The organism is Halomonas sp. H10-9-1 (assembly GCF_040147005.1).
In the GTDB taxonomy this organism is placed as follows: domain Bacteria; phylum Pseudomonadota; class Gammaproteobacteria; order Pseudomonadales; family Halomonadaceae; genus Halomonas.
Map to the genome: position 1 here is coordinate 1,595,934 of NZ_JAMSHO010000001.1, position 23,159 is coordinate 1,619,092.

The following is a 23,159-nucleotide window of genomic DNA, read 5'->3' on the forward strand; positions in this document are numbered from 1 at the left end:
AACAACCGCCATGGACTTCTCACTGCTGCTGGTGATCGCCGTCGCCGTCACCGGCGTGATCACCCTGCTCAACCTTATCTGGTGGCGCCCGGCGCGCCGTCAGTCACTGCAGGCCGCCGAGGCCGGCACGACCGAAGGCTTGACGCCCCAGGCCCGGGAGCAGGTGATGAAGGAGCCGTGGCCGGTGGATTACGCCCGCTCCTTCTTCCCCGTGCTGTTGGTGGTGCTGGTGCTGCGAAGCTTCGTGGTGGAGCCATTCCAGATCCCATCCGGCTCCATGCGCCCGACCCTGGAGATCGGTGACTTCATCCTGGTCAACAAGTTTGCCTATGGACTGCGCTTGCCGGTCGTGCACACCGAGATCGTCGACCTGGGCGAGCCCGAGCGCGGCGACGTCATGGTGTTCCGCTTTCCCAGCGACCCCTCGGTCAACTTCATCAAGCGCGTGGTGGGCCTCCCCGGGGACCGCATCCGCTACGAGGGCAAGCAGCTCTACATCAACGGCGAGGCGGTGCCCAAGGCGCTGCTGGAGGAGGGGCTGGCGGCCGCTCCCGGTGAGCTGCTGTTCGCCGAGCAGCTGGGCGAGGTGGAGCACCGCATCTACAATAATCCTCGGGATCTTGGGCCTCAGATGCGCGAGCTGGTGGTGCCGGATGGTCACTACTTCACCATGGGCGACAACCGCGACCACTCCAACGACAGCCGCTACTGGGGCTTCGTGCCGGAGGGCAACGTGGTGGGTCGCGCCTTCGCCGTATGGATGCACTGGGACGGCGGCCTGCCCAGCTTCACCAGCATGCGGCGCATCCTCTGAGCGAGCCTTGCACCATCGGAGCCAGACGCACAGAACCAGACGACAGCAACAGACAACAGGATTTTCGTGAGCCAAACCCTCAACGCCTTTAGCCGACGCCTCGGCCACGACTTCAGCGACGACTCGCTGCTCGAGCTTGCCATGACCCACCGCAGCTTCGGTGGCCGGAACAACGAGCGCCTCGAGTTCCTGGGAGACTCCATCGTCAACTTCGTCATCGCCGAGGCCCTGTTCCGGCGCTTCCCCGAGGCCCGGGAGGGACAGCTCTCCCGCCTGCGCGCGCGGCTGGTCAAGGGGCAGACCCTGGCCGAGCTGGCCCGTGAGATGAGCTTCGGCGAGCACCTGCGCCTCGGTTCCGGGGAGATGAAGAGCGGCGGGCACCGCCGCGAGTCGATCCTCGCCGATGCCGTCGAAGCCATCATCGGTGCCATCTACCTGGATGCCGGCATGGAGACGGTACGCGCCCGGATACTCTCCTGGTACGCCACGCGGCTCGAGGAGATCAGCCTGCAGGATACCCAGAAGGATCCCAAGACGCGGCTTCAGGAATTCCTGCAGTCGCGCCAGGTGCCGCTGCCACGTTACGAGGTGGTCAGCGTGGAGGGCGAGGCCCATGCCCAGACCTTCACCGTGGAGTGCCACGTGGAGTTGCTGGACGATCACACCACCGGTATCGGTGCCAGCCGCCGTCACGCCGAGCAGCAGGCCGCCGAGATGGCCCTCAAGCAACTCGAGCCGAAAGGAGTCCGGTCATGACCCAGACCTGTGGTTTCGTGGCCATCGTCGGCCGCCCCAATGTCGGCAAGTCCACGCTGATGAACCGTATCCTCGGCCAGAAGGTCTCGATCACCTCGCGGCGGCCCCAGACCACTCGCCACCAGGTGATGGGCATCAAGACCGAGGGGGAGGCCCAGTTCATCTACGTCGACACCCCCGGCATCCACATTCAGACCCGCGATCGCAACAAGGCGATCAACCGCTTCATGAACCAGGCGGCCACCCAGGCCCTGCGCGATGTCGACTGCGTGGTCTTCATCATCGACCGCACCCGCTGGAGCGAGGAGGACCAGATCGTACTGCAGCGTCTCGAACACGTGGAGGCGCCGGTGATCCTGGCCGTCAACAAGGTCGACCGCCTGCAGGACAAGGCCTCGCTGCTGCCCTGGCTGGAGGAGGTCGGCGCGCGCCGCGATTTCGCCGCCATCGTGCCGATCTCCGCCAAGCACGGCACCAACGTGCCGGAGCTTGAGGGCGAGGTGGCCAAGCACCTGCCGGAGAGCGTGCACTTCTTCCCCGAGGACCAGATCACCGACAAGAGCCAGCGCTTCCTGGCGGCGGAGCTGGTGCGCGAGAAGGTGATGCGCCAGCTCGGCGACGAGCTGCCCTACCAGATGACCGTGGAGATCGAGGAGTTCCGTGACGAGGGCAGGGTGGTGCATATCAGCGCCCTGATCCTGGTGGAGCGCCAGGGCCAGAAGAAGATCCTCATCGGTGAGAACGGCGAACGCATCAAGAGCATCGGTCGCGAAGCACGCCTGGACATGGAGCGCGCCCTGGGCGCCAAGGTGATGCTCAACCTGTGGGTCAAGGTGAAGCGCGGCTGGTCCGACGACGAGCGGGCCCTGAAGAGCCTCGGCTACGACCTCGACTGATGCTGCGGCGGCGGAATCCCTTCGCGGTCAGACCCCGGCGGCGGGCAGTATCTCGGGAAGCGGGCACGATGATGGGCCGTGTGGCTTGGCTGGGGTCTGACCCCGAAAGGGCGACACGGTACTGGCCCCTTGCATGACCCCCGAACCCGCCTTCCTGCTGCACAAGCGGCCCTACCGCGAGACCAGCGCCCTGGTGGATCTGCTGACCCTGCATCACGGGCGCATCAGGGCCGTGGCCCAGGGGGTCCAGCGCCCCGGATCGCGTGCGCGTGGCCGGTTGCAACCCTTCGCTCCACTGCATGTCACCTGGGGTGGTGAGGGCGAGCTCAAGCGGCTGCGCTTGATGGAGAGCCGCGGCGCGGTGGCGCTGCTGGCCGGCGAAGGCCTGCTGTGCGGCCTCTACGCCAACGAGCTGCTGACCCGCACCCTGCCGGTGGAGCTGCCGGTGGATTCGGTGTTCGCCTTCTACACCGCCCTGCTCGAAGCGCTGCCGCGGCCCGATGCCCGCGCCGGCAGCCTGCGACGGCTGGAATTCGCCCTGCTCGAGGCGCTGGATGCTGCGCCGCGCTTCCTCCAGGCCGACGGCGCCGAGCTCGACCCCCAGGCCCGCTATGTCTTCGACGCCGCGACCCGCGCCTTTCGCCCCGGTCGGCCGGGGCTGGATGGGCGTACCCTGCGCCTGCTGGCCGCCGGCGACTGGGACGCCCCGGGGCTCGCCGGTCCCGCCAAGGCGGTGGCCCGTGCGGCCCTGGCCCCGCTGCTGGGCGCACGTCCCCTGCGCTCCCGGGAGCTGATGCGCCAGCTGGCGGCCCGGCGTCGCCGGTCGCTGTAAACCATGAGCTTGACGCTGAGCCTTTTGGGGTCAGACCCCGGCGGGGGGTAATATCGTCGCTGTAGTGCTCCAAGATGGGCAGGGTGGCCTGGCCGGGGTCAGCCCCCAAAAGACAAGGCCCCAAAAGACACGCTGCCTCCCGACTTCCTGCATACTCAAGGATCGTGCCATGCATCCCCCCCGTATCCTTCTCGGCGTCAATATCGACCATATCGCCACCCTGCGTCAGGCCCGCGGCACGCGCTACCCCGACCCGGTCCAGGCAGCATTGCTGGCCGAAGAGGCCGGTGCCGATGGCATCACCATCCACCTGCGCGAGGATCGTCGGCATATCCAGGAGCGCGATGTGCGCCTGCTGGCCGAGGTCCTCAACACTCGCATGAACCTCGAGATAGCCGTGACCGAGGAGATGATCGCCCTGGCCGAACAGGTGCGCCCGGCCCACGTCTGCCTGGTGCCCGAGAAGCGCGAGGAGCTCACGACCGAGGGCGGTCTCGACGTGGTGGGCGGCTTCGACGCGATCCGTGCCGCCTGCCGCCGCCTGGCCGCCGCGGGCTGCGAGGTATCGCTGTTCATCGATCCGGAGCCAGCCCAGATCGAGGCCGCTGCCAAGGCGGGAGCACCGGTCGTCGAGCTGCATACCGGGGGCTATGCCGAGGCCACGGGAGATGCGGCGGCCCGCGAGCATGCGCGACTCTCGGCGGCTGCCGAGATGGCCCTGGAACTCGGCCTGGTGGTGAATGCGGGGCACGGGCTTCACTACCACAATGTGGAGGCGGTGGCCGCCATCCCGGGCATTCATGAGCTCAATATCGGCCATGCCATCATTGCCCGGGCGCTGTTCGTGGGCCTCAAGGAGGCGGTGGCCGAGATGAAGCGACTGGCCATCGCAGGCCAGGAGGCCGGGTTCGTCGCCGCCCTCGAGGAGCATGACCACGATCACGAACATGCCCATGAGCATGACGATCGCGTGCACTGAACCATGATTGTCGGGATTGGCACCGATATTGCCAGGGTGGCGCGCTTCGAGGCCGCCCTGTCACGCCGGGGTGAGCGCCTGAGCGAGCGCCTGTTGGGGGCGGTGGAGCGGGAGCGTTTTCAGGCCCAGGCCCAGGCCCGGCCCGCGGCCTTCCTGGCCAAGCGCTTCGCGGCGAAGGAGGCCTTCGTCAAGGCGCTGGGTACCGGGTTGCGCAACGGCATGCGCTGGACCGAGATTCAGGTGGTCAATGACACGCTCGGCAGGCCCTCGCTGCTGCTCGCCGGCAGGGCTCACGAGCTGGCGCGAGCCGCCGGGGTGCGTGCCACTCACCTGTCGTTATCCGATGAGGCGGAGTTCGCGGTGGCCTTCGTGGTGCTGGAAGGGTGAGGGTCCAGGGGGTGCTCGTGGCGCCAGCGGCGCAGCTGTGCCATGGCGCTGAAGAGATCCTCCAGCAGCGGAGTCACGGCTTCGCGCCCGCGGCTTCTCAAGCGGGTCTCCATGGTCTCGGCGAGTAGTCCCAGGCGCGGCGCACCGCAGTAGCGGCAGGCGCCGTTGAGGGCGTGGATCGCGTCCAGTAGCGCCTCGTCATCCTGCTCGGCGTGGGCACGACGTATCGTGGCTTCGCTCTCGTCGAGGGAGTCGGCCAACTGGTCGAGCAGCTGGCGGGCCAGGGCTTCCCGGCCTCCGGCCAGGTCCGTGCCCAGCGACAGGTCCACCGCGCGCAGCTCCGATGCCTGGGGCCGTGCGGGCGCCGCGGCGTGGCGTGCGAGCGGCGCCGTGAGATGGTCGGGTGCACTGCCCAGGTGGCGAATCAGCAGGGTGGCCAGCTCCTCGGCATCCAGCGGCTTGACCAGCACGCCATCCAGGCCACTGGCCAGCAGGCGACGACGCTCGTCCTGCAGGGCATGGGCGGTCACGGCGACGATCGGCGTTCGGCCCCAGGCATCCCCGAGGCGACGCAGCGCACGGCTTGTCTCGATGCCGTCCATGTCCGGCATGCGGATATCCATCAGCACCAGGTCGAAGTGCTGCCGGCGCCCCAGGGCCACGGCCTGCTCACCGCTGCTGGCCAGGGTGACTTCCATGCCGGGGCCGGCCAGCAGTTCGCTCATCAGCCGGCGGTTGGCGTCGTTGTCGTCCACGGCGAGCAGGTGCAGGCGGGTGTCGGGGCCGCTCGATGCGTCGCCGCTACCGGAGGCGTCCTGCTTCCGGGGCAACAGTCGCTCGATGGCGTCGGCCAGGGTATGTCGGGTCACCGGCTTGGCCAGGATCTCTCCGCCATGGGGCAGCGCCAGGTCGGGGAAGTCCAGCGGACTGGCGGTGCACAGCAGCAGGGCCGGACAGGGCAGCTCGGCGAGGCGTTCGCGCCAGTGGCGCAGCCGCTCGGAGGAGTAGGGCGGGCCACCCAGGCTGGCCACCAGCAGGCTGGCCGAAGAAGAGGCCGACGCCTTGGCGTCCAGTGTCCTGGCTCCCCAGCGCCGTAGGAGGTACTGCAGGGCATGCCGTGTGGCCGGATGCGGTTCCTCCAGCAGGATATTCTCCCCCGCCAGGTGCAGCTCCGCCGGCCGCTCCGGCCCGGGTTCGCCGGCCAGTGGCAGGGTGAAGGTGAAGGTGCTGCCCCGCCCCGGGGTGCTCTCCACCCCGATCTCGCCGCCCATCTGCTCCACCAACTGGCGGCAGATGGAGAGCCCCAGCCCGCTGCCGCCGAACTCTCGCGAGTGGCTCGGGAGCGCCTGCTGGAAGGCATCGAACAGCCCGCGACTGTGCTCTGCCGACAGGCCGATGCCGGTGTCCGACACGTTGACGCGCAAGGTGACCCGGCCGGGTTCGGCCTCCTCCACCATGACTCGCACCAGGACCTCACCGTGCTCGGTGAACTTCACCGCATTGCCGACCAGGTTGGTCAGCAGCTGGCGGATGCGCATGGGGTCGCCATGCAGTACCGGCGGCACGTCGTCATAGACCATGCCGACCAGCTCCAGCCCCTTCTGCTGGACCATGGGGGCCTGCAGGGCCAGCACCTCGTCGACGATCTCCGCCATCTCCACCGGCAGCCGCTCGAGCTCCAGCCGGCCCGCCTCGAGCTTGGAGTAGTCGAGCACGTCATTGACCAGCAGCAGCAGGTTGCCACAGGCGCGGTCGACGTGCTCCAGCCACTCCTGCTGGCGGGCATTCAGCGGCGAGCGGCCCAGCAGCCGACAGAAGCCGACGATACCGTTGAGCGGGGTGCGGATCTCGTGACTCATGTTGGCCAGGAATTCCGATTTCACCCGGTTGGCCTCCACGGCGCGCCGGTGGGCCAGGTCGAGCTGCATGTTCTGGACCTCGACGGTCTCCATCGACTCCTCGAGTTCCGCGGTGGCCTGGGTGATCTGGCGCTGTATCTCCTCGCGGGCCTCCTCCAGTTGCGTGGCCAGCGTATTGATACGGCTGGCCAGGGGAGGCAGCTCGGTGGGTGACGGTGGAAGGTGGCGCACAGCCTCGCCCCGGGTCAGGCGCTCCAGGGTGGCGTCGATCTCCTCGAGGGGGCGCTGCAGGCGCCGATAGCTGATGCTCGTGGCCAGCCCCAGCACGCCCGCGCCCAGCAACAGCAGCAGGGCGGTAACCGCCAGCTGTCGGTAGTGCTCGAGGAGCAACCCGCTGGCATCGATATCCATGACCAGGTGCTCGCCGCCGCCTGCGAGGGGGGTGCTCAGGCGCCAGTGGCCATCGTCATGGCGCTGCCAACCCGGCTCGTCGGCGAGGGGCACGCTCGTCTCGAGGCGCCCGATCTCCACTTGTAGCGTGCCGCCGGCAGCGACCACCGCCACGGCCTTCACCTCCTTGAGGTCGAGCAGGCGGCCGGCGTTCGCCTCCAGGGCTTGAGTGTCATTATCCCGCAGCGCGGCGGTCAGGCCAGGCGCGACCAGGCCCACGGCGCGTGCCAGCTCCGCCTCGAGCTGCGTCTCATGCTGTCCGCGGTGCAGGGGTAGGGTGATAAGCGCCACGCTGGCCATCAGCAGCATGGGCAGTACCAGGGTGATCAACAGCAGACGCAGCTTCAGGGACATGGGAACTCTCGAGTGTGGATGGCACCAAATGCCACGCGGCCGCGGACGCCTGTCCACCCCGGAGCCACGCGGATATAATGGTGAAAATACCTTTAGAGAAGGATGCTTGCATGCATTTTCCCACCGTCGAGGAGATTATCGGCCACACCCCGCTGGTGCGCCTCAAGCGGATCGCTGCCGGCCGCAACAATGTGCTGCTGGCCAAGCTCGAGGGCAACAACCCGGCGGGTTCGGTGAAGGACCGTCCGGCACTCACCATGCTCGAGCAAGCCGAGGCCCGCGGCGAGATCGTCCCGGGTGACACCCTGATCGAGGCTACTTCGGGCAATACCGGCATCGCCCTGGCCATGGCCGCGGCGATCAAGGGCTATCGCATGGTGCTGATCATGCCCGATAACTCCTCGGAGGAGCGCAAGCAGTGCATGGCCGCCTATGGCGCCAGGCTGATCACGGTCAGCAAGGAGGGGGGCATGGAGGAGGCCCGCGACCTGGCTGACGCCATGATCGCCCGCGGTGAGGGCAAGCGTCTCGACCAGTTCGCCAATCCCGACAACCCGCTCTCCCACTACCGCGGCACAGGCCCGGAAATCTGGGCGCAGACCGGCGGCACGGTGACCCACTTCATCAGCTCCATGGGTACCACCGGCACCATCATGGGCGTCTCCCAGGCGCTCAAGGAGCGTAATCCCGAGGTCGAGATCATCGGCCTGCAGCCCGAGGACGGCGCCAGCATCGCCGGCATCCGTCGCTGGCCGACGGAGTACCTGCCGAGCATCTTCGATGCCAGTCGCCTCGATCGCGTGCTCGATATCGGCCAGCACGAGGCCGAGCTGCATATGCGCCGCCTGGCCCAGGAGGAGGGCATCCTGGCCGGCGTCAGCTCCGGTGGCGCCCTGGCCGGTGCCCTGCGCGTTGCCGAACAGGTCGAGAACGCGGTCATCGTGTTTATCGTCTGCGATCGCGGCGACCGCTACCTCTCCACCGGCCTGTTTGCCCCGGAGGCCTGAGTCATGGCGATGCTGGGCAAGCGGCGGCCGCCCCGCGAGCGGTCGGGTGTCTCCGGGCTCCAGGGCCGTCAACCACCTACCCGGGCGGTGGCCAGGGCGACGCATGACGGTGAGGCGCCGGGCCTGCGGATCGAGCGCCTGGCCCATGACGGCCGAGGGGTTGCCCACGACGCCGCCGGCAAGGCGCTGTTCGTCGAGGGGGCACTGCCCGGCGAGCGGGTCGAGGCGGCGGTCCATCGCACCCGCAAGCGCTTCGACGAGGCCCATGTGCGCGAGGTGCTCGAGGCCTCGCCGGAGCGCGTCGAGCCGCCCTGTGGCCACTATGCCCGCTGCGGTGGCTGCGACCTCCAGCACCTGGCGGTCCCCGCCCAGCGTCGCCACAAGCAGGCCGTGCTGATCGACCTGCTGGCCCGCCAGGGCATCGAGATCGACGGCGAGCCCGAGCTGCTGGCTGGCGCCAGCCACGGCTATCGCCGGCGTGCGCGGCTGGGGGTGAAGCGGGATGCCGAGGGCCGCCTGCACCTGGGGTTCCGGGCGCGGCATACCCACCGCCTGGTGGATATCGAGCACTGCACCATCCTGGTGCCGGAGCTCGATGCGCTGCTGGCCCCCCTGCACCGCCAGGTGGCATCGCTCCAGGCGCCACGCCAGGTGGGGCACCTGGAGCTGCTGGCCGGCGACCAGGGCACCACCCTGGTGGTGCGCCAGTTGAAGGAGCACGCCGCGGATCGCGAGGCCTGGCGTGCCTTCGGCAGCGCACACGGGGTGCACCTTGCCTGGCTGGCGGGGCGAGAAGCCCCCGTGCTCGAGTGGTTGACCCCTGCGCCGGCGCTGAGCTATCGGGTGCCGGGTGCCGGCGTTGAACTGACCCTGGGCTTCGCGCCAGGAGAGTTTCTGCAGGCCAATGCCGAGGTCAACCGACGGCTGGTCTCGACCGCCCTCGAGTGGCTGGGCGGCCTCGCTGGCGTCGCGCTGCTCGACCTCTTCGCCGGGGTGGGTAACTTCAGCCTGCCGCTGGCCTCCGCCGGGGCCAGGGTGACCGCGGTGGAGGGCAGCCCGTCCATGGTCGAGCGCCTGGAGCGCAACGTCCTGGCCAATGCTCGCGGGCCGGCCCTTACGGTCACGGCTCGCCAGGCCGACCTGGCGCAGGCGGGCGCCGTGGCGGCGCTGCTCGCGGAGACCCACCCCGAAGTGGTGGTGCTCGACCCGCCACGGGACGGCGCCGAGGAGGCCGCCCGGGCGCTGGTAGCCGCGCCGGTCCCGCGGCTGCTCTATGTCTCCTGTGATCCGGCCACCCTGGCCCGGGATGTGGCACACCTCGTGCATGGTGGGTATCGGATCACCCGCATCGCCGTGGCCGACATGTTCGTGCACACCTCACACCTGGAGTCGATGCTGCTGTTCGAGCATTCACGGGCTCAGCGGCAGTGGCAGCGGCAAGGAGCATCAGCCGATGGTTAAAGTCCGCGAGGACCAGCCCCTCACCACGTCGGGACGCGTGGATATCGACCTGTGGGTGGCGCGCCTGCAGGAGGACGTCAAGCTGCGCGACCCGGCCAGTATGGTCGAGGCCTGCCGCCTCGCCGAGCGGCTGGAGTGCGAGTCTGAGCGTCCCCACCGCGACTGGCTGGCAGATGGCTCCAGCTTTCGCATGGGCCTGGAGATGGCCGATATCCTGGGGGAGCTCAGGCTCGACCAGGCGGTGCTCGAGGCCGCCGTGCTCTATCGTGCGGTGCGCGAAGGGCTGACCGGCCTGGAGGCCGTCGCCAAGCAGTTCGGCACAGAGGTGGCCGGCCTGATCGACGGCGTGCTGCAGATGGCGGCGATCAGTGCCACCCAGCTGCCCAGCCACGAGATGAGCCAGCATGACCAGCAGGACAACCTGCGCAAGATGCTGGTCAACATGATCGACGATGTGCGCGTGGCGCTGATCAAGATCGCCGAGCGCACCTGTGCGCTGCGCCAGGTCAGGGATGCCCCGCGCGAGAAGCAGCAGCGCGTGGCCCGTGAGGTGTTCGACATCTATGCTCCCCTGGCGCATCGCCTGGGCATCGGCCACCTCAAGTGGGAGCTGGAGGACCTTTCCTTCCGCTACCTCCACGAGGACGACTACAAGGCCATCGCCCGCCAGTTGGCCGAGAAGCGCCTCGATCGCGACCGCTACATTGCCGATGTGGTCGACACCCTCAAGGCGCTCCTCGAGGCCCAGGGCATCAGCCGCTATGACGTCGATGGCCGGGCCAAGCACATCTACTCGATCTGGCGGAAGATGAAGCGCAAGCGCATCGACTTCTCCCAGGTCCACGACATCCGCGCGGTGCGCATCCTGGTGCCCGAGGTGGCCGACTGCTACACCGTGCTGGGGCTCGTGCATTCGTGCTGGCACCACGTGCCCAACGAGTTCGACGACTACATCGCCAACCCCAAGAAGAACGGCTACCAGTCGCTGCATACGGCGGTGATCGGCCCCGAGAACAAGGTGCTGGAGATCCAGATCCGCACCTTCACCATGCACGAGGAGGCGGAGCTCGGGGTGTGTGCCCATTGGCGCTACAAGGGCCACGACGCCAAGGCCAAGAGCAGCAGCTACGAGGAGAAGATCGCCTGGCTGCGCCAGGTGCTGGAGTGGCAGGAGGAGGTCGGCGACTTCGGCGACCTGCGCGAGGGCCTCTCGAGCGACGTCGCCCCCGACCGCATCTACGTCTTCACGCCAGACGGCCATGTCATCGACCTGCCGCGCATCGCCACCCCCATCGACTTCGCCTATCGGGTGCATACCGAGGTAGGCCATCGTTGCCGGGGCGCCAAGGTCAATGGCCGCATCGTACCGCTCACCTACCGTCTCAAGACCAGCCAGCAGGTGGAGATCCTTACCGCCAGCAAGAGCGGCCCCAGCCGCGACTGGCTCAACCCGAGCCTTGGCTATGTGCGGACCTCTCGTGCCCGCGCCAAGATCCAGGCCTGGTTCAAGCACCAGGCCCGCGACCAGAACCTCGAGGAGGGGCGTGCCCTCTTCGAGCGCGAGATGAAGCGCCTCGACCTCGAGGACATGGATCTCGATACCCTGGCCCGCAAGGTCAACTACCAGAGCCCGGACGACATGTATGCGGCGCTGGGGGCGGGCGACCTGCGCATCGGCCAGGTGCTGCATCAGGCCCAGCAGCTGTTCGGCGAGAACGACGACCAGGAGCAGCTCGAGCGGCTGCTGGCCAAGCCCAGGCGTTCGCCGGCCAAGGGGGCGCAGAGCGATATCACCGTGCTCGGGGTCGGCAACCTCAAGACCAGCATGGCCAACTGCTGCCACCCGGTGCCCGGCGAGCCCATCGTCGGCTTCATCACCCAGGGGCGCGGCGTCACGGTCCATCGCCAGGACTGCCCTAACATCCTCCAGCTACGCCTCGACGAGCCCCAGCGCATCATCGAGGTGGAGTGGGGCGAGCGGGCCCGCACCCAGTATCCGGTCAATATCGAGGTGCAGGCCTGGGACCGCTCTGGCCTGCTGCGCGACGTCACCGGGGTGCTCGGCAACGAGAAGGTCAACGTGCTGGCGGTCAACACCCTCACCGACAGCGACGACGGCATCGCTCGCCTGACCATCACCGTGGAGGTGGATGGCCTGGAGACCCTGGGGCGACTCTTCTCGCGCATCCAGCAGCTCACCAATGTCATCGAAGTGCGGCGCCTGCGCAGTGCCGGCGGTGGCAGCCGCAAGGGCAAGAAGAAGGAGCGCGGGTCATGAGCCATCGCCACTCCCTGGAGGATCTGCTGACCCTGATGGCGGTGCTGCGCGATCCCGAGCAGGGCTGTCCCTGGGACCTCGCCCAGGGCTGGGACTCCATCGTCCCCCACACCCTGGAGGAGGCCTACGAGGTCGCCGACGCCATCGAGCGTCGCGCCTGGAACGAAGTGCCGGGAGAGTTGGGTGACCTGCTCTTCCAAGTGGTCTATTACGCCCAGTTCGGCGCGGAGGAGAAGCGCTTCGACTTCCATGACGTCGTGGATACCCTGACCGCCAAGATGCTGCGCCGCCACCCCCATGTCTTCCCCGCTGGCACCCTGGCCACGCGGCGCCCGCCGGGGGTGACGGCAGAGGAGATCGAGCGCCGCCAGGTGCCCGAACTCGAAAACATCAATAGGCGCTGGGAGGCACTCAAGGCGCAGGAGCGCGCCGCGCGGGCCGCCCAGGTAGAGGGCACCTCGGGGTCTGGCTCGGCGTCGGTGCCGGATAGCGCCGCGGCTTCGGTGTTGGATAGCGCCGCGGCTTCGGTGTTGGATGACGTCCCGCGCACCCTGCCGGCCCTCTCCCGGGCCGCCAAGCTCTCGAAGCGTGCCGCCCGGGTGGGCTTCGACTGGCCCGACGCCCGCGGGGTGATCGCCAAGATCCGCGAGGAACTGGATGAGGTGGAGGAGGCGCTGGCCGCGGGTGACCGGGAGCACGCCGCCGAGGAGGTCGGTGACCTGCTGTTCGCGGTGACCAACCTCGCCCGCACCCTCAAGGCCGACCCGGAGCGATGCCTGCGCGCCACCAACGCCAAGTTCGAGCGTCGCTTCCGCCATGTGGAGGCGGCCCTGGCTGCCGAAGGGATTAGCCCCGAGGCGTCCGATCTCGATACCATGGAGCGTTACTGGCAGGCCGCCAAGCGCAGCGAGGGCCGGCGCTCGGACAGCGCTGCCGACATCGACACTGACACTGATACTGATACTGACAACAACGCCACCGCCATCCCCGGAGAGACACGGCCATGAGCCACGATCTGCACGAATCCCTGCGCGACAACGTCCGTATCCTGGGTGACGGCCTGGGACGCACCATCGCCGACGACCTGGGCCATGGCTTCGTCGATCGGATCGAGGCGATCCGTGGCTTCGCCAAGCGCGGCCGCCAGGGCGATGCGGCGGCCCAGCGTGAGCTGATCGACTACCTGCGCTGCCTGCCCGACCGCGACCTGCTGCCGGTGACCCGGGCCTTCAACCAGTTCCTCAACCTGGCCAACATCGCCGAGCAGCACTACCGGGCGCGCTTCCGCCGCGTGGAGGACTATCGCCCGGGCTCACAGCCGGTGCTCTCGGAGCTGCTGGAGCGGGCGCGCGCTGCCGGCAACTCGCCGCGCAGGCTGGTGGAGAGCCTGGCCGGGATGCGTGTCGAGCTGGTGCTGACCGCCCACCCCACCGAGGTCATCCGGCGGACCCTGATCCAGAAATATGACGCCATCGACGACTGCCTGACCGCCATCGAGTCCTCGGCGGATTATCCCGAGCGCGGTGCCCGGGCCAAGGGGCGCCTGGAAGAGCTGATCAGCCAGGCGTGGCATACCGACGAGATTCGCCATGAGCGTCCCTCGCCGGTGGATGAGGCCAAGTGGGGCTTCGCGGTGATCGAGAACTCGCTGTGGCAGGCGGTGCCCGACTTCCATCGCGACCTGGACAACCTGTTGCTGGAGACCGCCGGCGAGCGCCTGCCGCTGGATGCCGCGCCGCTGCGCTTCGCCTCCTGGATGGGGGGCGACCGGGATGGTAACCCCAATGTCACCTCCCGGGTGACCCGCGAGGTGCTCCTGCTCGGGCGCTGGATGGCGGCCGACCTCTATCTGCGCGACCTGGAGCAGCTCAAGGCCGAGCTCTCCATGTGGAAGGCCAACAGCGCCCTGCAGGCCGAGGTCGGCGATGCGGCGGAGCCGTATCGCGAACTGCTGCGCCGGCTGCTGGCGCGGGTCGAGGCGACCCGCGACTGGGCCAAGGCGAGCCTCGACGGCAAGCCCTACGACGGTGGCCCGATCATCGAGAGCCGCGACCAGCTCTATTCGCCCCTGCTCGCCTGTTACCGCTCGCTGTGCGACGTGGGGCTAGACACCATCGCCAACGGCGCGCTGCTCGACACCCTGCGCCGGGTGGCGGTGTTCGGCGTCACCCTGACCAAGCTCGATATCCGTCAGGAGGCGGGACGCCACGCCCAGGTGATGGAGGAGCTTACCGACAGCCTGGGGCTCGGGCACTATCGCGATTGGAGCGAGGAGCAGCGCCAGGCCTTCCTGCTCGAGGAGCTCGCCTCGCGGCGGCCACTGATTCCGCGGCGCTGGGAGTGCTCGCCGGAGTCCCGGGAGGTGATCGATACCTTCCGGGAGATTGCCGCCGAGCAGCCCGAGGCGCTGGGCACCTATGTCATCTCCATGGCGGCAGAGCCCTCCGACGTGCTGGCCGTGGCGCTGTTGATGAAGGAGGTCGGGGGCGAGGTCAAGCTGCCCATCGCGCCGCTGTTCGAGACCCTCAACGATCTCAACCATGCCGGCGAGGTGATCGACCGGCTGCTGGCGCTGCCCGGCTACCGTCGCCACGCCGGGGATCGCCAGGAGGTGATGATCGGCTACTCGGACTCGGCCAAGGATGCCGGCCAGTTGGCCGCAGCCTGGGCCCAGTACCGTGCCCAGGAGAGCCTGGTGGAGGTGTGTCGTCGCCATGCGGTGGACCTGACCCTGTTCCACGGCCGCGGTGGCACCGTGGGGCGCGGCGGTGGCCCGGCCCATGCCGCCATCCTCTCCCAGCCGCCAGGCTCGGTGAACGGCAGTTTGCGAGTGACCGAGCAGGGCGAGATGATCCGCTTCAAGTTCGGCCAGCCGGAGATCGCCCTGCGCTCCATGGAGATCTACGCCTGTGCGGTGCTGGAGGCGACCCTGCTGCCGCCACCCGATCCGGAGCCTCGCTGGCGCGAGGAGATGGACCGCCTGGCCGAGATCGCCCATGGCGCCTACGTGGGAGTGGTGCGCGAGGACCCCGACTTCGTGCCCTACTTCCGGGCGGTGACCCCGGAGGGCTCGCTGGGACGGCTGCCACTGGGCTCACGGCCCACCAAGCGCCGCCAGGACGGCGGGGTGGAGACCCTGCGGGCGATCCCCTGGATCTTCGCCTGGACCCAGGTCCGGCTGATGTTGCCGGCCTGGCTGGGCAGCGGCGAGGCCTTCGCCACGCGTCTCGAGGAGGAGGGCGGTCGTGAGGTGCTCCAGGAGATGCGGGATCGCTGGCCCTTCTTCGGCACCTATCTGGACATGCTGGAGATGCTGCTGGCCAAGGCCGACGTGGGCATCGCCGCCTACTATGAGCATCGCCTGGTCGACGAGCCGGCGCTCAAGGCGCTGGGTGAGCGCCTGCGCGCCCGCTTCGAGCGTCTCAACGGAGTGCTGCTGGAGATCCTTGAACAGCAGGAGCTGCTGGAGAAGACGCCGCTGATCTACCAGGCGATTGCCGTGCGCAACCCCTATATCGACCCGCTGCACGGCCTGCAGGCGGAGCTGCTGCAGCGTAACCGCGATGCCGACGGTGCGATCAGCGCCGATCTCTCGCGGGCGCTGATGGTGACCATGGCGGGCATCGCCGCGGGGCTGCGCAATACCGGCTGACCCCGCCGGACTTTGCTCACGGCTGCCGCCAGAGTTGTAGGAGGGAGGCTCTGCCTCGCGACTGGCGCCGTCAGGCGCCCGGCGGTGTTGCAGATCTCTTTGGCGCTACAGGGAGGCCTTCGGCCTCCATTCGCCCGGGGGACCCGGCCTCCTACAGGGTGGCGGAGGCGCCAATGGGTGCCGACATCCTGACGGCCAGCTCAGAAGGGAATATTGATCGAGGCGGTCAGCAGGTTGAGGTGGGCCATGTCGGGGGCGTCGTACTCCTCGATCTCCAGGCGGCTGGTGAAGCCCGGGAACTGCAGCCGGGCGCCGAACCCCTGCACCCGGGTGGTGCCGGCCTCTTCGAAGTCGCCGCGGGGAATCACGGCATCCCCTTCCCAGCCCACCAGGCCGGATTTGGCATACAGGCCGAAGTGCCCCAGGCGCACGCCCGCCACCAGGCTGCCGCCGAGGCTGACGGTGTTGACCAGCATCTGCTGGTCGCCGAGGCGCGTGGGCACCTCATCGCTCTCGCGGTAGCTGAACTCGGCAGCGAGATCGAGCCTGGGTAGCTGGAAGGGGCTGAAGCCGGCGATCAGGCGAAAGCCGGAGGTGTAGCCGTCGGGGGTTTCGATGTCCTGGCCGTCGATGATGACGCCGTTGTCCAGGCGCACGATATCTTCCGTGTGACCGACATAGGCGGGGCTGTCGTCATTGGCGTATCTGGCCTTGCTGGCCAGGTCATCTCTGGCCTTGCCGGCCATGTCGTCCGCGGCGGCGCTCGCCCCCTGCGCCGCGACGAGGGCAAGGCAGGCCAGTAGTAGTAGGGCGGTAGTGTGACGGGATGTCATGTGTCCCTGTCCTTGCGCTACGGCCTGACCCACGAAGGGGCAAGCCGCAGGGCGAGTCGCGATGAGATCCTCCAAGGCTAGCAAGTTGCCCCGGGATCCGCCAGCCATTGAGGCGCCAGCCCCTCCATGACGCCCGATGGCCGGGCTTGAATATGCCTGGAAGCGAGCCCCCTGGCCCTTGGGGATCGCCCTTGGAGTCTGCCCCAAGGGCGTGCTACCTCATGGTGGCAAGCAGCGCCTCCAGCCGCGGTGTGGCCAGGCCGTGGCGGGTGGCGGCCGACACCAGGGGGGCCAGGATCGCCTCATGCTCGGTGGCGCGGCCCGCCAGCACATCCTGAAGCATCGAGGCGCGGTTATTGGCGGTGGCACCCACCACTCGCCAGACCAGGGCCCGCCAGCCATCGAGCCCCGCGCCGGCGGGCGGGGCTATCCCTTCGGCCTGCATCACCCCCGCCACCTCAGCGATGACCGCCTCCACCTCGGCCCGGTAGGGGGCATCGCGCAGCTCGCCATTGCGAATCCGGTAGCGAGCGACCAGCGGGTTGATGGCGGCGTTGACGGCCAGCTTCTGCCACAGTCGGTGCCGAATGTCCGGCACCGCCGCGGCTGGCAGGCCGGCCTCGCTCAATAGGGCTGCTAGTGACTCGGCGAGGGCAGCATGGCCGCCGTCCAGGCAGCCGATGGCGGTGTCGCCATGTCCCGCGTGGACCACTCGGTCATCGCCCTCCACATAGGCGCCTTCGGTGGTGGTGGCGCACAGCACCGGGCCGGCGTGACAGGCGCCGAGCCGCGGCTGGGTGAAGAAACCGTTCTGCCACAGCACCAGCGGGGTGTGCCCAGGGAGGTGCCCTGCCAGCGCCGCATAGGCCGCCTCGGCGGCGTAGGCCTTGGTGGTCAGGTGCACCATCTCCGGGCAGTCCTGGGGTGGGCAGTCACGGGTGGCCACCTCGAGGGTCGCCGCTGCACCCTCGGGTGTGACAAGGGTCTGGCGGCCGGGGAGGGCGCGACGACCGATCAGCGTCACCCCATGGCCGTGCTGGACGAGGCGCAGGGCGAGCAGTCGGCCGATGGCTCCCGGGCCGACGATCCAGTGGGTTCGCCGGGTCATCGGCTGCCCTCCTGGCGGCGGCGTGGCGCGCGTCGCTTGCTGCCCCTGGCCGGCGTGCGGCCGTTGCTGCGGCGGCGTGACGCCCGCTGGGGTGGCGAGGCTTCCTCGCCCTCGGCACTCTGCAGTGCCTGGCGCAGCCGGTCGGCATCGGCGGTGCCGAGTAGCGCATGCAGGTCGGCCACCAGTGAGTCGAGGAAGGGGGCGGGGGCGGCGTCCTCCTCGGCGATGGCGGTGAGGCGCTGCTCCCATAGCGCGGTGCGCTCGGGGCGGCCCACCGCCTCGGGCAGCGAGGCGATCAGCGCGCTGCCCAGGCGGGTGGCGCGTAGCGCCTTGCCCTGGCGCACCAGGTAGCCGCGCTCCACCAGGGTCTCGAGGATGCCGGCTCGCGTCGCCTCGGTGCCCAGTCCGTCATGCTCGCGCAGGGTGCGCCTGACCGCGGGGTCGTCCACGTAGCGGCCGATGTTCATCATCGCCTTGATCAGGCTGGCGTCGTTGAAGGGCTCGGGCGGGCGGGTCTCGCGATCCTCCACGCCGGCCTCCTGGACGCGACAGCCTTCGCCCTCGCTGAGGGGCGGCAGCGGTAGTGCCTCGTCGCGGGTGGTGAACAGCGGCTTCCAGCCGGGGGCGAGGATCTCCTGGCCGCGCGCACGGAAGGTCTCCTCGAGTATGTTGAACTCGGCCTTCACCTCGCGGGTGGAGAGCGCGGGGTAGAACTGGGCCAGCACATTGCGGGCGATCAGCCGGAAGACATTGGCCTCGGTGGTCGTGAGGCGCGTGCTATCGGCGGGGCGCCCGGTCGGCGCCAGGGCGTGGTGAGCCCCTACCTTGGCGTCGTTCCAGGCCTTCGAGCGGCGGGTGAAGTCGGCGCCGGCTAGCCACTGGCGCAGGGTCGCGTCCTCCCGGCAGGCGCTTGCCAGGGTGCTGCGTGCGGCGGCGAAGTGCTCCTCGGGGAGATAGCGGCAGTCGGAGCGTGGGTAGGTGATCAGCTGGTGGCGTTCGTAGAGCGCCTGGCAGGTGTCGAGGACGACCTTGGCGGAGATCCCGTAGCGCCTGGCGGCGTCGACCTGCAGCGCCGACAGCGAGTAGGGCAGCGGGGCGGCCTGGCGCTTCTGCTGGGTCTCCAGGGCCGCCAGCCGGCCGGCGGCCCCCGGCAGGCGCTCGGCCAGGGTCGCGGCGGGTTCCCGGGCCAGCAGGCGTCCCTGGTCGTCCAGCCCATGGCGGTCGCCGGGGACCCACCAGGCGCGCAGCGCACCGCGCGCCACCGCGAGATCGGCCCACAGCACGAAGAAGGGCCGGGGCGTGAAGTCGCGGATCTCGGCGTCGCGGCGCACCACCAGGCCGAGCACCGGCGTCTGCACGCGGCCTACCGAGAGCACGCCGTCATGGCCGGCCTGGCGACCGGTCAGCGTCCAGGCCCGGGTCAGGTTGATGCCATAGAGCCAGTCGGCGCGCGAGCGCGATTCGGCGGCCCGGTAGAGCGGCTGGTAGCGGGCGTTGTCCTCCAGGCGCGAGAGCGCCCGCTGCACCGCCGGGCGGTTGAGGTCGCTGACCAGCAGCCGGGACACCCTGCCCTTCCAGCCGAGGTACTCGATCACCTCCTGGACCAGCAGTTGGCCCTCGCGGTCGGGGTCGCCGGCGTGCACCACCTCGTCGGCCGTCTTGAGCAGCCGGCGAATCGTCGCCAACTGGCCGCGGGCCTTGGGGCGCGGCGTGAGCTTCCAGCGCTCGGGCAGGATCGGCAGGGTATCCAGGCGCCACTGCTTGAGGGCGGGGTCATAGGCATCGGGGGGCGCCTGCTCCAGCAGGTGGCCCAGACACCAGGTCACGGTGGTATCGCCCGCGGCGATCGCCCCCTCCAGTTTGCGGGGAGAGCCGGGCAGGGCGTCGGCGATGGCCCGGGCCAGGCTGGGCTTCTCGGCGATGATCAGGCGCATGGTGGCCTCGAGAACGGCGAAAGATGGACATTCTTCCAGTATTCGTGGCAGTTGGCCAGGTGTTACGTAGCGCTCATGATGTACGCCGGTTGTCATGTCATGCACGTTCAGCGGGTACTACGGGAACCCGGTACGTCCCGGCGCTCGACTCAATAGGCAGGCCCGCTCACGGTCGCTGCTGGCGTGGGCGAGGGGCGTGGCCGGGGCTGACCCCGAAGGGGTGTCCGTGGTGACTGCCAAGCCCCCTTGCGGGCTGGTAGACTGTGCCGTTTTCCGGATGGTGGAGGGCGCGATGCTGGCGGTATGGGTCGAACAGCTGCTGGGGTTTGCCTCGGGAGCACTCAAGGCGATTCGCCAGGACGAGCGCTATCCGGCGCTGATGGCCTGGGCGCGGGACGCGGGGCCCGCGCTGGTGGGCGGTGACCTGCCGCTGGCCCAGGCGCTGGCGCCGGAGCTGTGGTCCCAGACGCCACTGGCGCGCCTGGACTTCCGCTGCGAGCCACTCGCGCGCCCGGGGCGCAACGAGCCCTGCTGGTGCGACTCCGGTCGCAAGACCAAGCACTGCTGTGGCGCCGTGACGCTGCCCGGTTCGGTGCCCGATCATCTGATGTGGATGCTCTCGCTGCGCGACTGGAAGGGCGACGCCCTCAAGGCGGCGCTGGCCAGCGGCCGGGCCCCGGCCCAGGCGCTGCTCGAGGCGGGCCTGATCGCCGCCGAGACCGGCCAGCGCGGGCGTGCCCAGCAGATCCTCGAATCGCTGTTCGAGCGCGGCGACTGGTCGCGGCTACCGGAACAGGCCGAGCCCGCCTTCGAGATCCTCATCGACCTCTACCAGGAGCGCGGCTTCCATCGCAAGCGCGAGAGGCTCCTCGATGCCGTGCTCGAGCACGGCCCGCTGTTCCTGCGCGGTGTGGCCCTCGAGCGGCTGTGCCTGATGCACCTCGACAACGACGACCTGGACAGCGCCCGTGCCGCCTTCGTGCGTGCCCAGCAGGCGCTACCTGACTCACCCACCCTGGCCTATATCGAGGCCATGCTGCTGCTTCACGAGGGGCATGAGGAGGAAGCCGCCGAGCGGGCGCGCTTCTGGTTCCGGCGCCTGGCGCGCCAGGGCGACCTGGACCCCGACCAGCTGCAGTTCCTTGCCGACCTGGCCGAGAATCCTGGCGCCACCCTGGCCGAGCAGCTGCTCAATGCCGAGGAGGACCTGGCCGGGCCGCTGGCCTCGCTGCAGGCGCTGCTCGAGGAGCTGCCCATCGCCCCGCGCCTGGCCGGTCTCGGCGGCGATCAGGGCCGCCTCGAGTATCGCACCACCGCCCGCGAGGACACCCTGCACGCTGCCTGGCGCCAGGTCTTCCCCGTCTCCGCCGTCACCGACTCGCCGCTGGGGCTCGAGGATGACCCCTGGCCGAGCGCCGCGGAGTGGCTTCCCGAGCTGTGCAGCCATCCCGAGTGGCTGGATGCCCCGGCGGTGGCGCAGGAGCTGGCGCTGGCGCTGACCACCCGCTTCGGCAGCCTGCCGTGGATGGCACCTAGCCTGTTCGTGCCGCTGGCCAGTCGGCTGGAGCGCTGGCTCGAACAGGTGGCGGCAGAAGGTCCGGGTACCCTGGCCTGGGAGGACGCCGACAATGCCCTGCTGCTGCGCACGGGACTGGCGCTGGTGGTGGGCATGGAGCGGGGCGCCCGCGAGCGCTCCCGCCGGCTGGCCGAACGCCTGCTGGCGCTGGATAACCATGACAGCCTGGGACTGCGGGAGCTGGTGCTCGACCAGCTGCTGCGGGATGGCCGCGACAGCGATGCCCTGGCGCTCAGTGAGCAGCCGCCGGAGACCGAAGCAGAAGGGCCGGCGCTGGGCGTGCTGATGGGGCGCTGCCTGGCCCTCTATCGCCTCGGCCGGCTCGAGGAGGCCGGCCAGGCACTGGTCGAGACCCATGCCAGCAATGCCCATGCGCTGCGCCTGCTGTGCAGTGACAACCCGCGGCCGGTGCCGGGAGGCGATGATGGCCCCGCGGAACCCGGTAGCCGCGCCGAAGCCTGGCAGTATCGCACCCTGATGCGCGACCAGTGGCGAGTCACCCCGGGGGCGCTCGGCTGGCTGCAGGGGTGGCTCGACGGCTGACAGGGTAGCCGCTCACCCTGGGGGTCTGACCACGTTGAGAGCTATGCCTTCGCCGGCACCGGCGCGGGCATCAGCTCCCGGTCACGGCTGATCCACACCGCCAGCAGCACCGCCGGAATCCCCATGCAGGCGGAGATCATGAAGAAGGTGGCGTAGCCCTCGACCTCGACCACCAGCCCACCGAAGCCGCTCAGGAACTTGCCGGGCAGGGTCATCAGCGACGAGAACAGCGCGTACTGTGTCGCGGTGTAGGCCCGCGATGTCAGGCTCGAGAGAAAGGCGATGAACACCGCACTGGCCAGGCCATTGGCCAGGTTGTCGCCGACGATGGCCATCACCAGCAACGGCAGGCTCTGGCCGGTGAGCGCCAGGGCGCTGAACAGCAGGTTGGTCAGCGCCGCCGCCGTGGCGCCCAGCACCAGGATGGGCCCGATGCCGTAGCGCGCTACCAGTAGCCCGCCCAGCATGCCGCCGGCGATGCTCATGGCAATGCCGAAGGCGTTGGTGACGTTGGCGATCTCGGTCAGCGTGAACCCCAGGTCGATATACAGCGGGTTGGCCATGGAGGCCATGGCCAGGTCGCTGATGCGGAATACCGCCACGAACAGCAGCAGCCACAGGGCCTTGCGCCGATAGCGGGTGAAGAAGTCGGTGAAGGGACAGACGATGGCCCCGGTCGCCCAGGCACCCAGGCGGCGCAGGAGCCTGGGCTGGCCGCGGCTGGCCCGCAGAAAGGCGCGTACCCGTGGCTCATGGATCAACTGGCTGGTCAGTGAGAGACGCTCGGGCTCGGGGCGCACCAGCACCGTGATGACGCCGATGCCAACCAGCGCGGCCATGGTCAGGTAGGCGGCTTCCCAGGAGAGCCAGGAGGCAACGTAGAGCGCACCGGCACCGGCCGCCAGCAGGCCGCCGCGGTAGCCGATGATATAGGTCGAGGCCATGGCCGCCTGGATGTCCTCGGGCGCCGACTCGATGCGGAAGGCATCGATGGCGATGTCCTGGGTGGCGCTACCGAAGGCGACCAGCAGGGCGAAGGCGGCCACCAGCGGCAGCTGCCCCAGCGGGTCGACCCCGGCGAGCCCGACCAGGCCGGCGACGATCATCGCCTGTGCCAGCAGCATCCAGCCGCGGCGCTGGCCGAGGCGGCGCGTCAGCAGTGGCAAGGGCAGGCGGTCCACCACCGGGGCCCAGAAGAACTTGATCGAATAGAGCATGCCGATCCAGGCGAAGAAGCCGATCGCCGCCACCTCGACGCCGTCGCTGCGCAGCCAGGCCGAGAGCGTGGAGAATACCAGCAGGAAGGGCAGGCCGGCGGAGAAGCCCAGGAACAGCATGGTGATGACGGGGGCGCGCAGGTAGATCGCCAGGGAGGCTTGCCAGCTTCTCTGGACGGTAGGCGTCGGCATGGGGCTCTCCTTGCAACGGTGTTAGAATCCT

Annotated in this window: 17 protein-coding genes; 12 read left to right on the forward strand and 5 right to left on the reverse strand. The window is 69.2% G+C overall.

Features of this window, described 5'->3' with window-relative positions; all coding sequences use genetic code 11:
• Positions 1-10 precede the first annotated feature (10 nt).
• The 6 genes from lepB (at position 11) to NFH66_RS07315 (ending at position 4,664) form a co-directional block, all read left to right on the forward strand.
• Positions 11-814 carry a signal peptidase I gene (gene lepB / locus NFH66_RS07290; RefSeq protein WP_349609479.1) on the forward strand — a complete coding sequence of 268 codons (804 nt, stop codon included), beginning with the start codon at positions 11-13 and terminating at the stop codon, positions 812-814.
• Between the two features lie 66 nt (positions 815-880).
• Positions 881-1,570, forward strand: a complete 690-nt coding sequence (gene rnc, locus NFH66_RS07295; protein ID WP_349609480.1) for a ribonuclease III — start codon at positions 881-883, stop codon at positions 1,568-1,570.
• Positions 1,567-2,466 (forward strand): GTPase Era, encoded by a 900-nt coding sequence (era, locus tag NFH66_RS07300; protein ID WP_349609481.1) that lies wholly within the window; start codon positions 1,567-1,569, stop codon positions 2,464-2,466. Before rnc ends, era begins: the two co-directional genes overlap by 4 nt.
• A 133-nt stretch (positions 2,467-2,599) precedes the next feature.
• Complete coding sequence (gene recO, locus NFH66_RS07305) at positions 2,600-3,298, forward strand: DNA repair protein RecO (protein WP_349609482.1); 699 nt, start codon at positions 2,600-2,602, stop codon at positions 3,296-3,298.
• 169 nt (positions 3,299-3,467) lie between these two features.
• A complete protein-coding gene (gene pdxJ / locus NFH66_RS07310; protein WP_349609483.1) occupies positions 3,468-4,277 on the forward strand; it encodes a pyridoxine 5'-phosphate synthase in 810 nt (269 codons plus the stop codon).
• 3 nt (positions 4,278-4,280) lie between these two features.
• On the forward strand, positions 4,281-4,664 hold the full coding sequence (locus NFH66_RS07315) for a holo-ACP synthase (protein WP_349609484.1): 384 nt from the start codon (positions 4,281-4,283) through the stop codon (positions 4,662-4,664).
• On the opposite strand, the gene NFH66_RS07320 is transcribed toward NFH66_RS07315, so the two are convergent.
• Positions 4,604-7,327, reverse strand: a complete 2,724-nt coding sequence (locus tag NFH66_RS07320; protein ID WP_349609485.1) for an ATP-binding protein — start codon at positions 7,325-7,327, stop codon at positions 4,604-4,606. The two genes, NFH66_RS07315 and NFH66_RS07320, sit on opposite strands and share 61 nt — an antisense overlap.
• A gap of 110 nt (positions 7,328-7,437) precedes the next feature.
• Between NFH66_RS07320 and cysM the strand changes: the two genes are divergently transcribed.
• Genes cysM through ppc form a run of 5 tightly spaced genes read left to right on the forward strand, consistent with a single transcriptional unit; the run spans position 7,438 to position 15,725 of the window.
• Positions 7,438-8,334, forward strand: coding sequence for a cysteine synthase CysM (cysM, locus tag NFH66_RS07325; protein ID WP_349609486.1), 897 nt, complete (start codon positions 7,438-7,440; stop codon positions 8,332-8,334).
• A 3-nt stretch (positions 8,335-8,337) separates the two neighbouring features.
• A complete protein-coding gene (locus NFH66_RS07330; RefSeq protein ID WP_349609487.1) occupies positions 8,338-9,795 on the forward strand; it encodes a TRAM domain-containing protein in 1,458 nt (485 codons plus the stop codon).
• Entirely contained in the window at positions 9,788-12,073 is a 2,286-nt protein-coding gene (relA, locus tag NFH66_RS07335) for a GTP diphosphokinase (protein WP_349609488.1), read from the forward strand. Before NFH66_RS07330 ends, relA begins: the two co-directional genes overlap by 8 nt.
• Complete coding sequence (gene mazG, locus NFH66_RS07340) at positions 12,070-13,080, forward strand: nucleoside triphosphate pyrophosphohydrolase (protein ID WP_349609490.1); 1,011 nt, start codon at positions 12,070-12,072, stop codon at positions 13,078-13,080. The genes relA and mazG overlap by 4 nt, the downstream gene beginning before the upstream one ends.
• A complete protein-coding gene (gene ppc, locus NFH66_RS07345; RefSeq protein ID WP_349609491.1) occupies positions 13,077-15,725 on the forward strand; it encodes a phosphoenolpyruvate carboxylase in 2,649 nt (882 codons plus the stop codon). The genes mazG and ppc overlap by 4 nt, the downstream gene beginning before the upstream one ends.
• A 200-nt stretch (positions 15,726-15,925) precedes the next feature.
• On the opposite strand, the gene NFH66_RS07350 is transcribed toward ppc, so the two are convergent.
• From NFH66_RS07350 to NFH66_RS07360, 3 genes are all read right to left on the reverse strand, one after another.
• Positions 15,926-16,558: a hypothetical protein gene (locus NFH66_RS07350; RefSeq protein WP_349609493.1), complete on the reverse strand. Its 633-nt coding sequence runs from the start codon at positions 16,556-16,558 to the stop codon at positions 15,926-15,928.
• Positions 16,559-16,772: 214 nt separating this feature from the next.
• On the reverse strand, positions 16,773-17,666 hold the full coding sequence (locus NFH66_RS07355) for a ketopantoate reductase family protein (RefSeq protein ID WP_349609494.1): 894 nt from the start codon (positions 17,664-17,666) through the stop codon (positions 16,773-16,775).
• Positions 17,663-19,600: a DNA topoisomerase III gene (locus NFH66_RS07360; protein ID WP_349609495.1), complete on the reverse strand. Its 1,938-nt coding sequence runs from the start codon at positions 19,598-19,600 to the stop codon at positions 17,663-17,665. Before NFH66_RS07360 ends, NFH66_RS07355 begins: the two co-directional genes overlap by 4 nt.
• Before the next feature lie 292 nt (positions 19,601-19,892).
• Between NFH66_RS07360 and NFH66_RS07365 the strand changes: the two genes are divergently transcribed.
• The gene (locus NFH66_RS07365; protein WP_349609497.1) at positions 19,893-21,719 is read left to right on the forward strand and encodes an SEC-C metal-binding domain-containing protein; all 1,827 of its coding nucleotides are present in this window, start codon (positions 19,893-19,895) and stop codon (positions 21,717-21,719) included.
• A 41-nt stretch (positions 21,720-21,760) separates the two neighbouring features.
• On the opposite strand, the gene NFH66_RS07370 is transcribed toward NFH66_RS07365, so the two are convergent.
• On the reverse strand, positions 21,761-23,128 hold the full coding sequence (locus NFH66_RS07370) for an AmpG family muropeptide MFS transporter (protein ID WP_349609499.1): 1,368 nt from the start codon (positions 23,126-23,128) through the stop codon (positions 21,761-21,763).
• Between the last annotated feature and the right edge of the window lie 31 nt (positions 23,129-23,159).

Coding starts and splice junctions, on each gene's coding strand:
- lepB (WP_349609479.1), top strand. CDS start 11: ATGGACTTCTCACTGCTGCTGGTGATCGCCGTCGCCGTCACCGGCGTG.
- era (WP_349609481.1), top strand. CDS start 1,567: ATGACCCAGACCTGTGGTTTCGTGGCCATCGTCGGCCGCCCCAATGTC.
- recO (WP_349609482.1), top strand. CDS start 2,600: ATGACCCCCGAACCCGCCTTCCTGCTGCACAAGCGGCCCTACCGCGAG.
- pdxJ (WP_349609483.1), top strand. CDS start 3,468: ATGCATCCCCCCCGTATCCTTCTCGGCGTCAATATCGACCATATCGCC.
- NFH66_RS07315 (WP_349609484.1), top strand. CDS start 4,281: ATGATTGTCGGGATTGGCACCGATATTGCCAGGGTGGCGCGCTTCGAG.
- NFH66_RS07320 (WP_349609485.1), bottom strand. CDS start 7,327: ATGTCCCTGAAGCTGCGTCTGCTGTTGATCACCCTGGTACTGCCCATG.
- cysM (WP_349609486.1), top strand. CDS start 7,438: ATGCATTTTCCCACCGTCGAGGAGATTATCGGCCACACCCCGCTGGTG.
- NFH66_RS07330 (WP_349609487.1), top strand. CDS start 8,338: ATGGCGATGCTGGGCAAGCGGCGGCCGCCCCGCGAGCGGTCGGGTGTC.
- relA (WP_349609488.1), top strand. CDS start 9,788: ATGGTTAAAGTCCGCGAGGACCAGCCCCTCACCACGTCGGGACGCGTG.
- mazG (WP_349609490.1), top strand. CDS start 12,070: ATGAGCCATCGCCACTCCCTGGAGGATCTGCTGACCCTGATGGCGGTG.
- ppc (WP_349609491.1), top strand. CDS start 13,077: ATGAGCCACGATCTGCACGAATCCCTGCGCGACAACGTCCGTATCCTG.
- NFH66_RS07350 (WP_349609493.1), bottom strand. CDS start 16,558: ATGACATCCCGTCACACTACCGCCCTACTACTACTGGCCTGCCTTGCC.
- NFH66_RS07355 (WP_349609494.1), bottom strand. CDS start 17,666: ATGACCCGGCGAACCCACTGGATCGTCGGCCCGGGAGCCATCGGCCGA.
- NFH66_RS07360 (WP_349609495.1), bottom strand. CDS start 19,600: ATGCGCCTGATCATCGCCGAGAAGCCCAGCCTGGCCCGGGCCATCGCC.
- NFH66_RS07365 (WP_349609497.1), top strand. CDS start 19,893: ATGCTGGCGGTATGGGTCGAACAGCTGCTGGGGTTTGCCTCGGGAGCA.
- NFH66_RS07370 (WP_349609499.1), bottom strand. CDS start 23,128: ATGCCGACGCCTACCGTCCAGAGAAGCTGGCAAGCCTCCCTGGCGATC.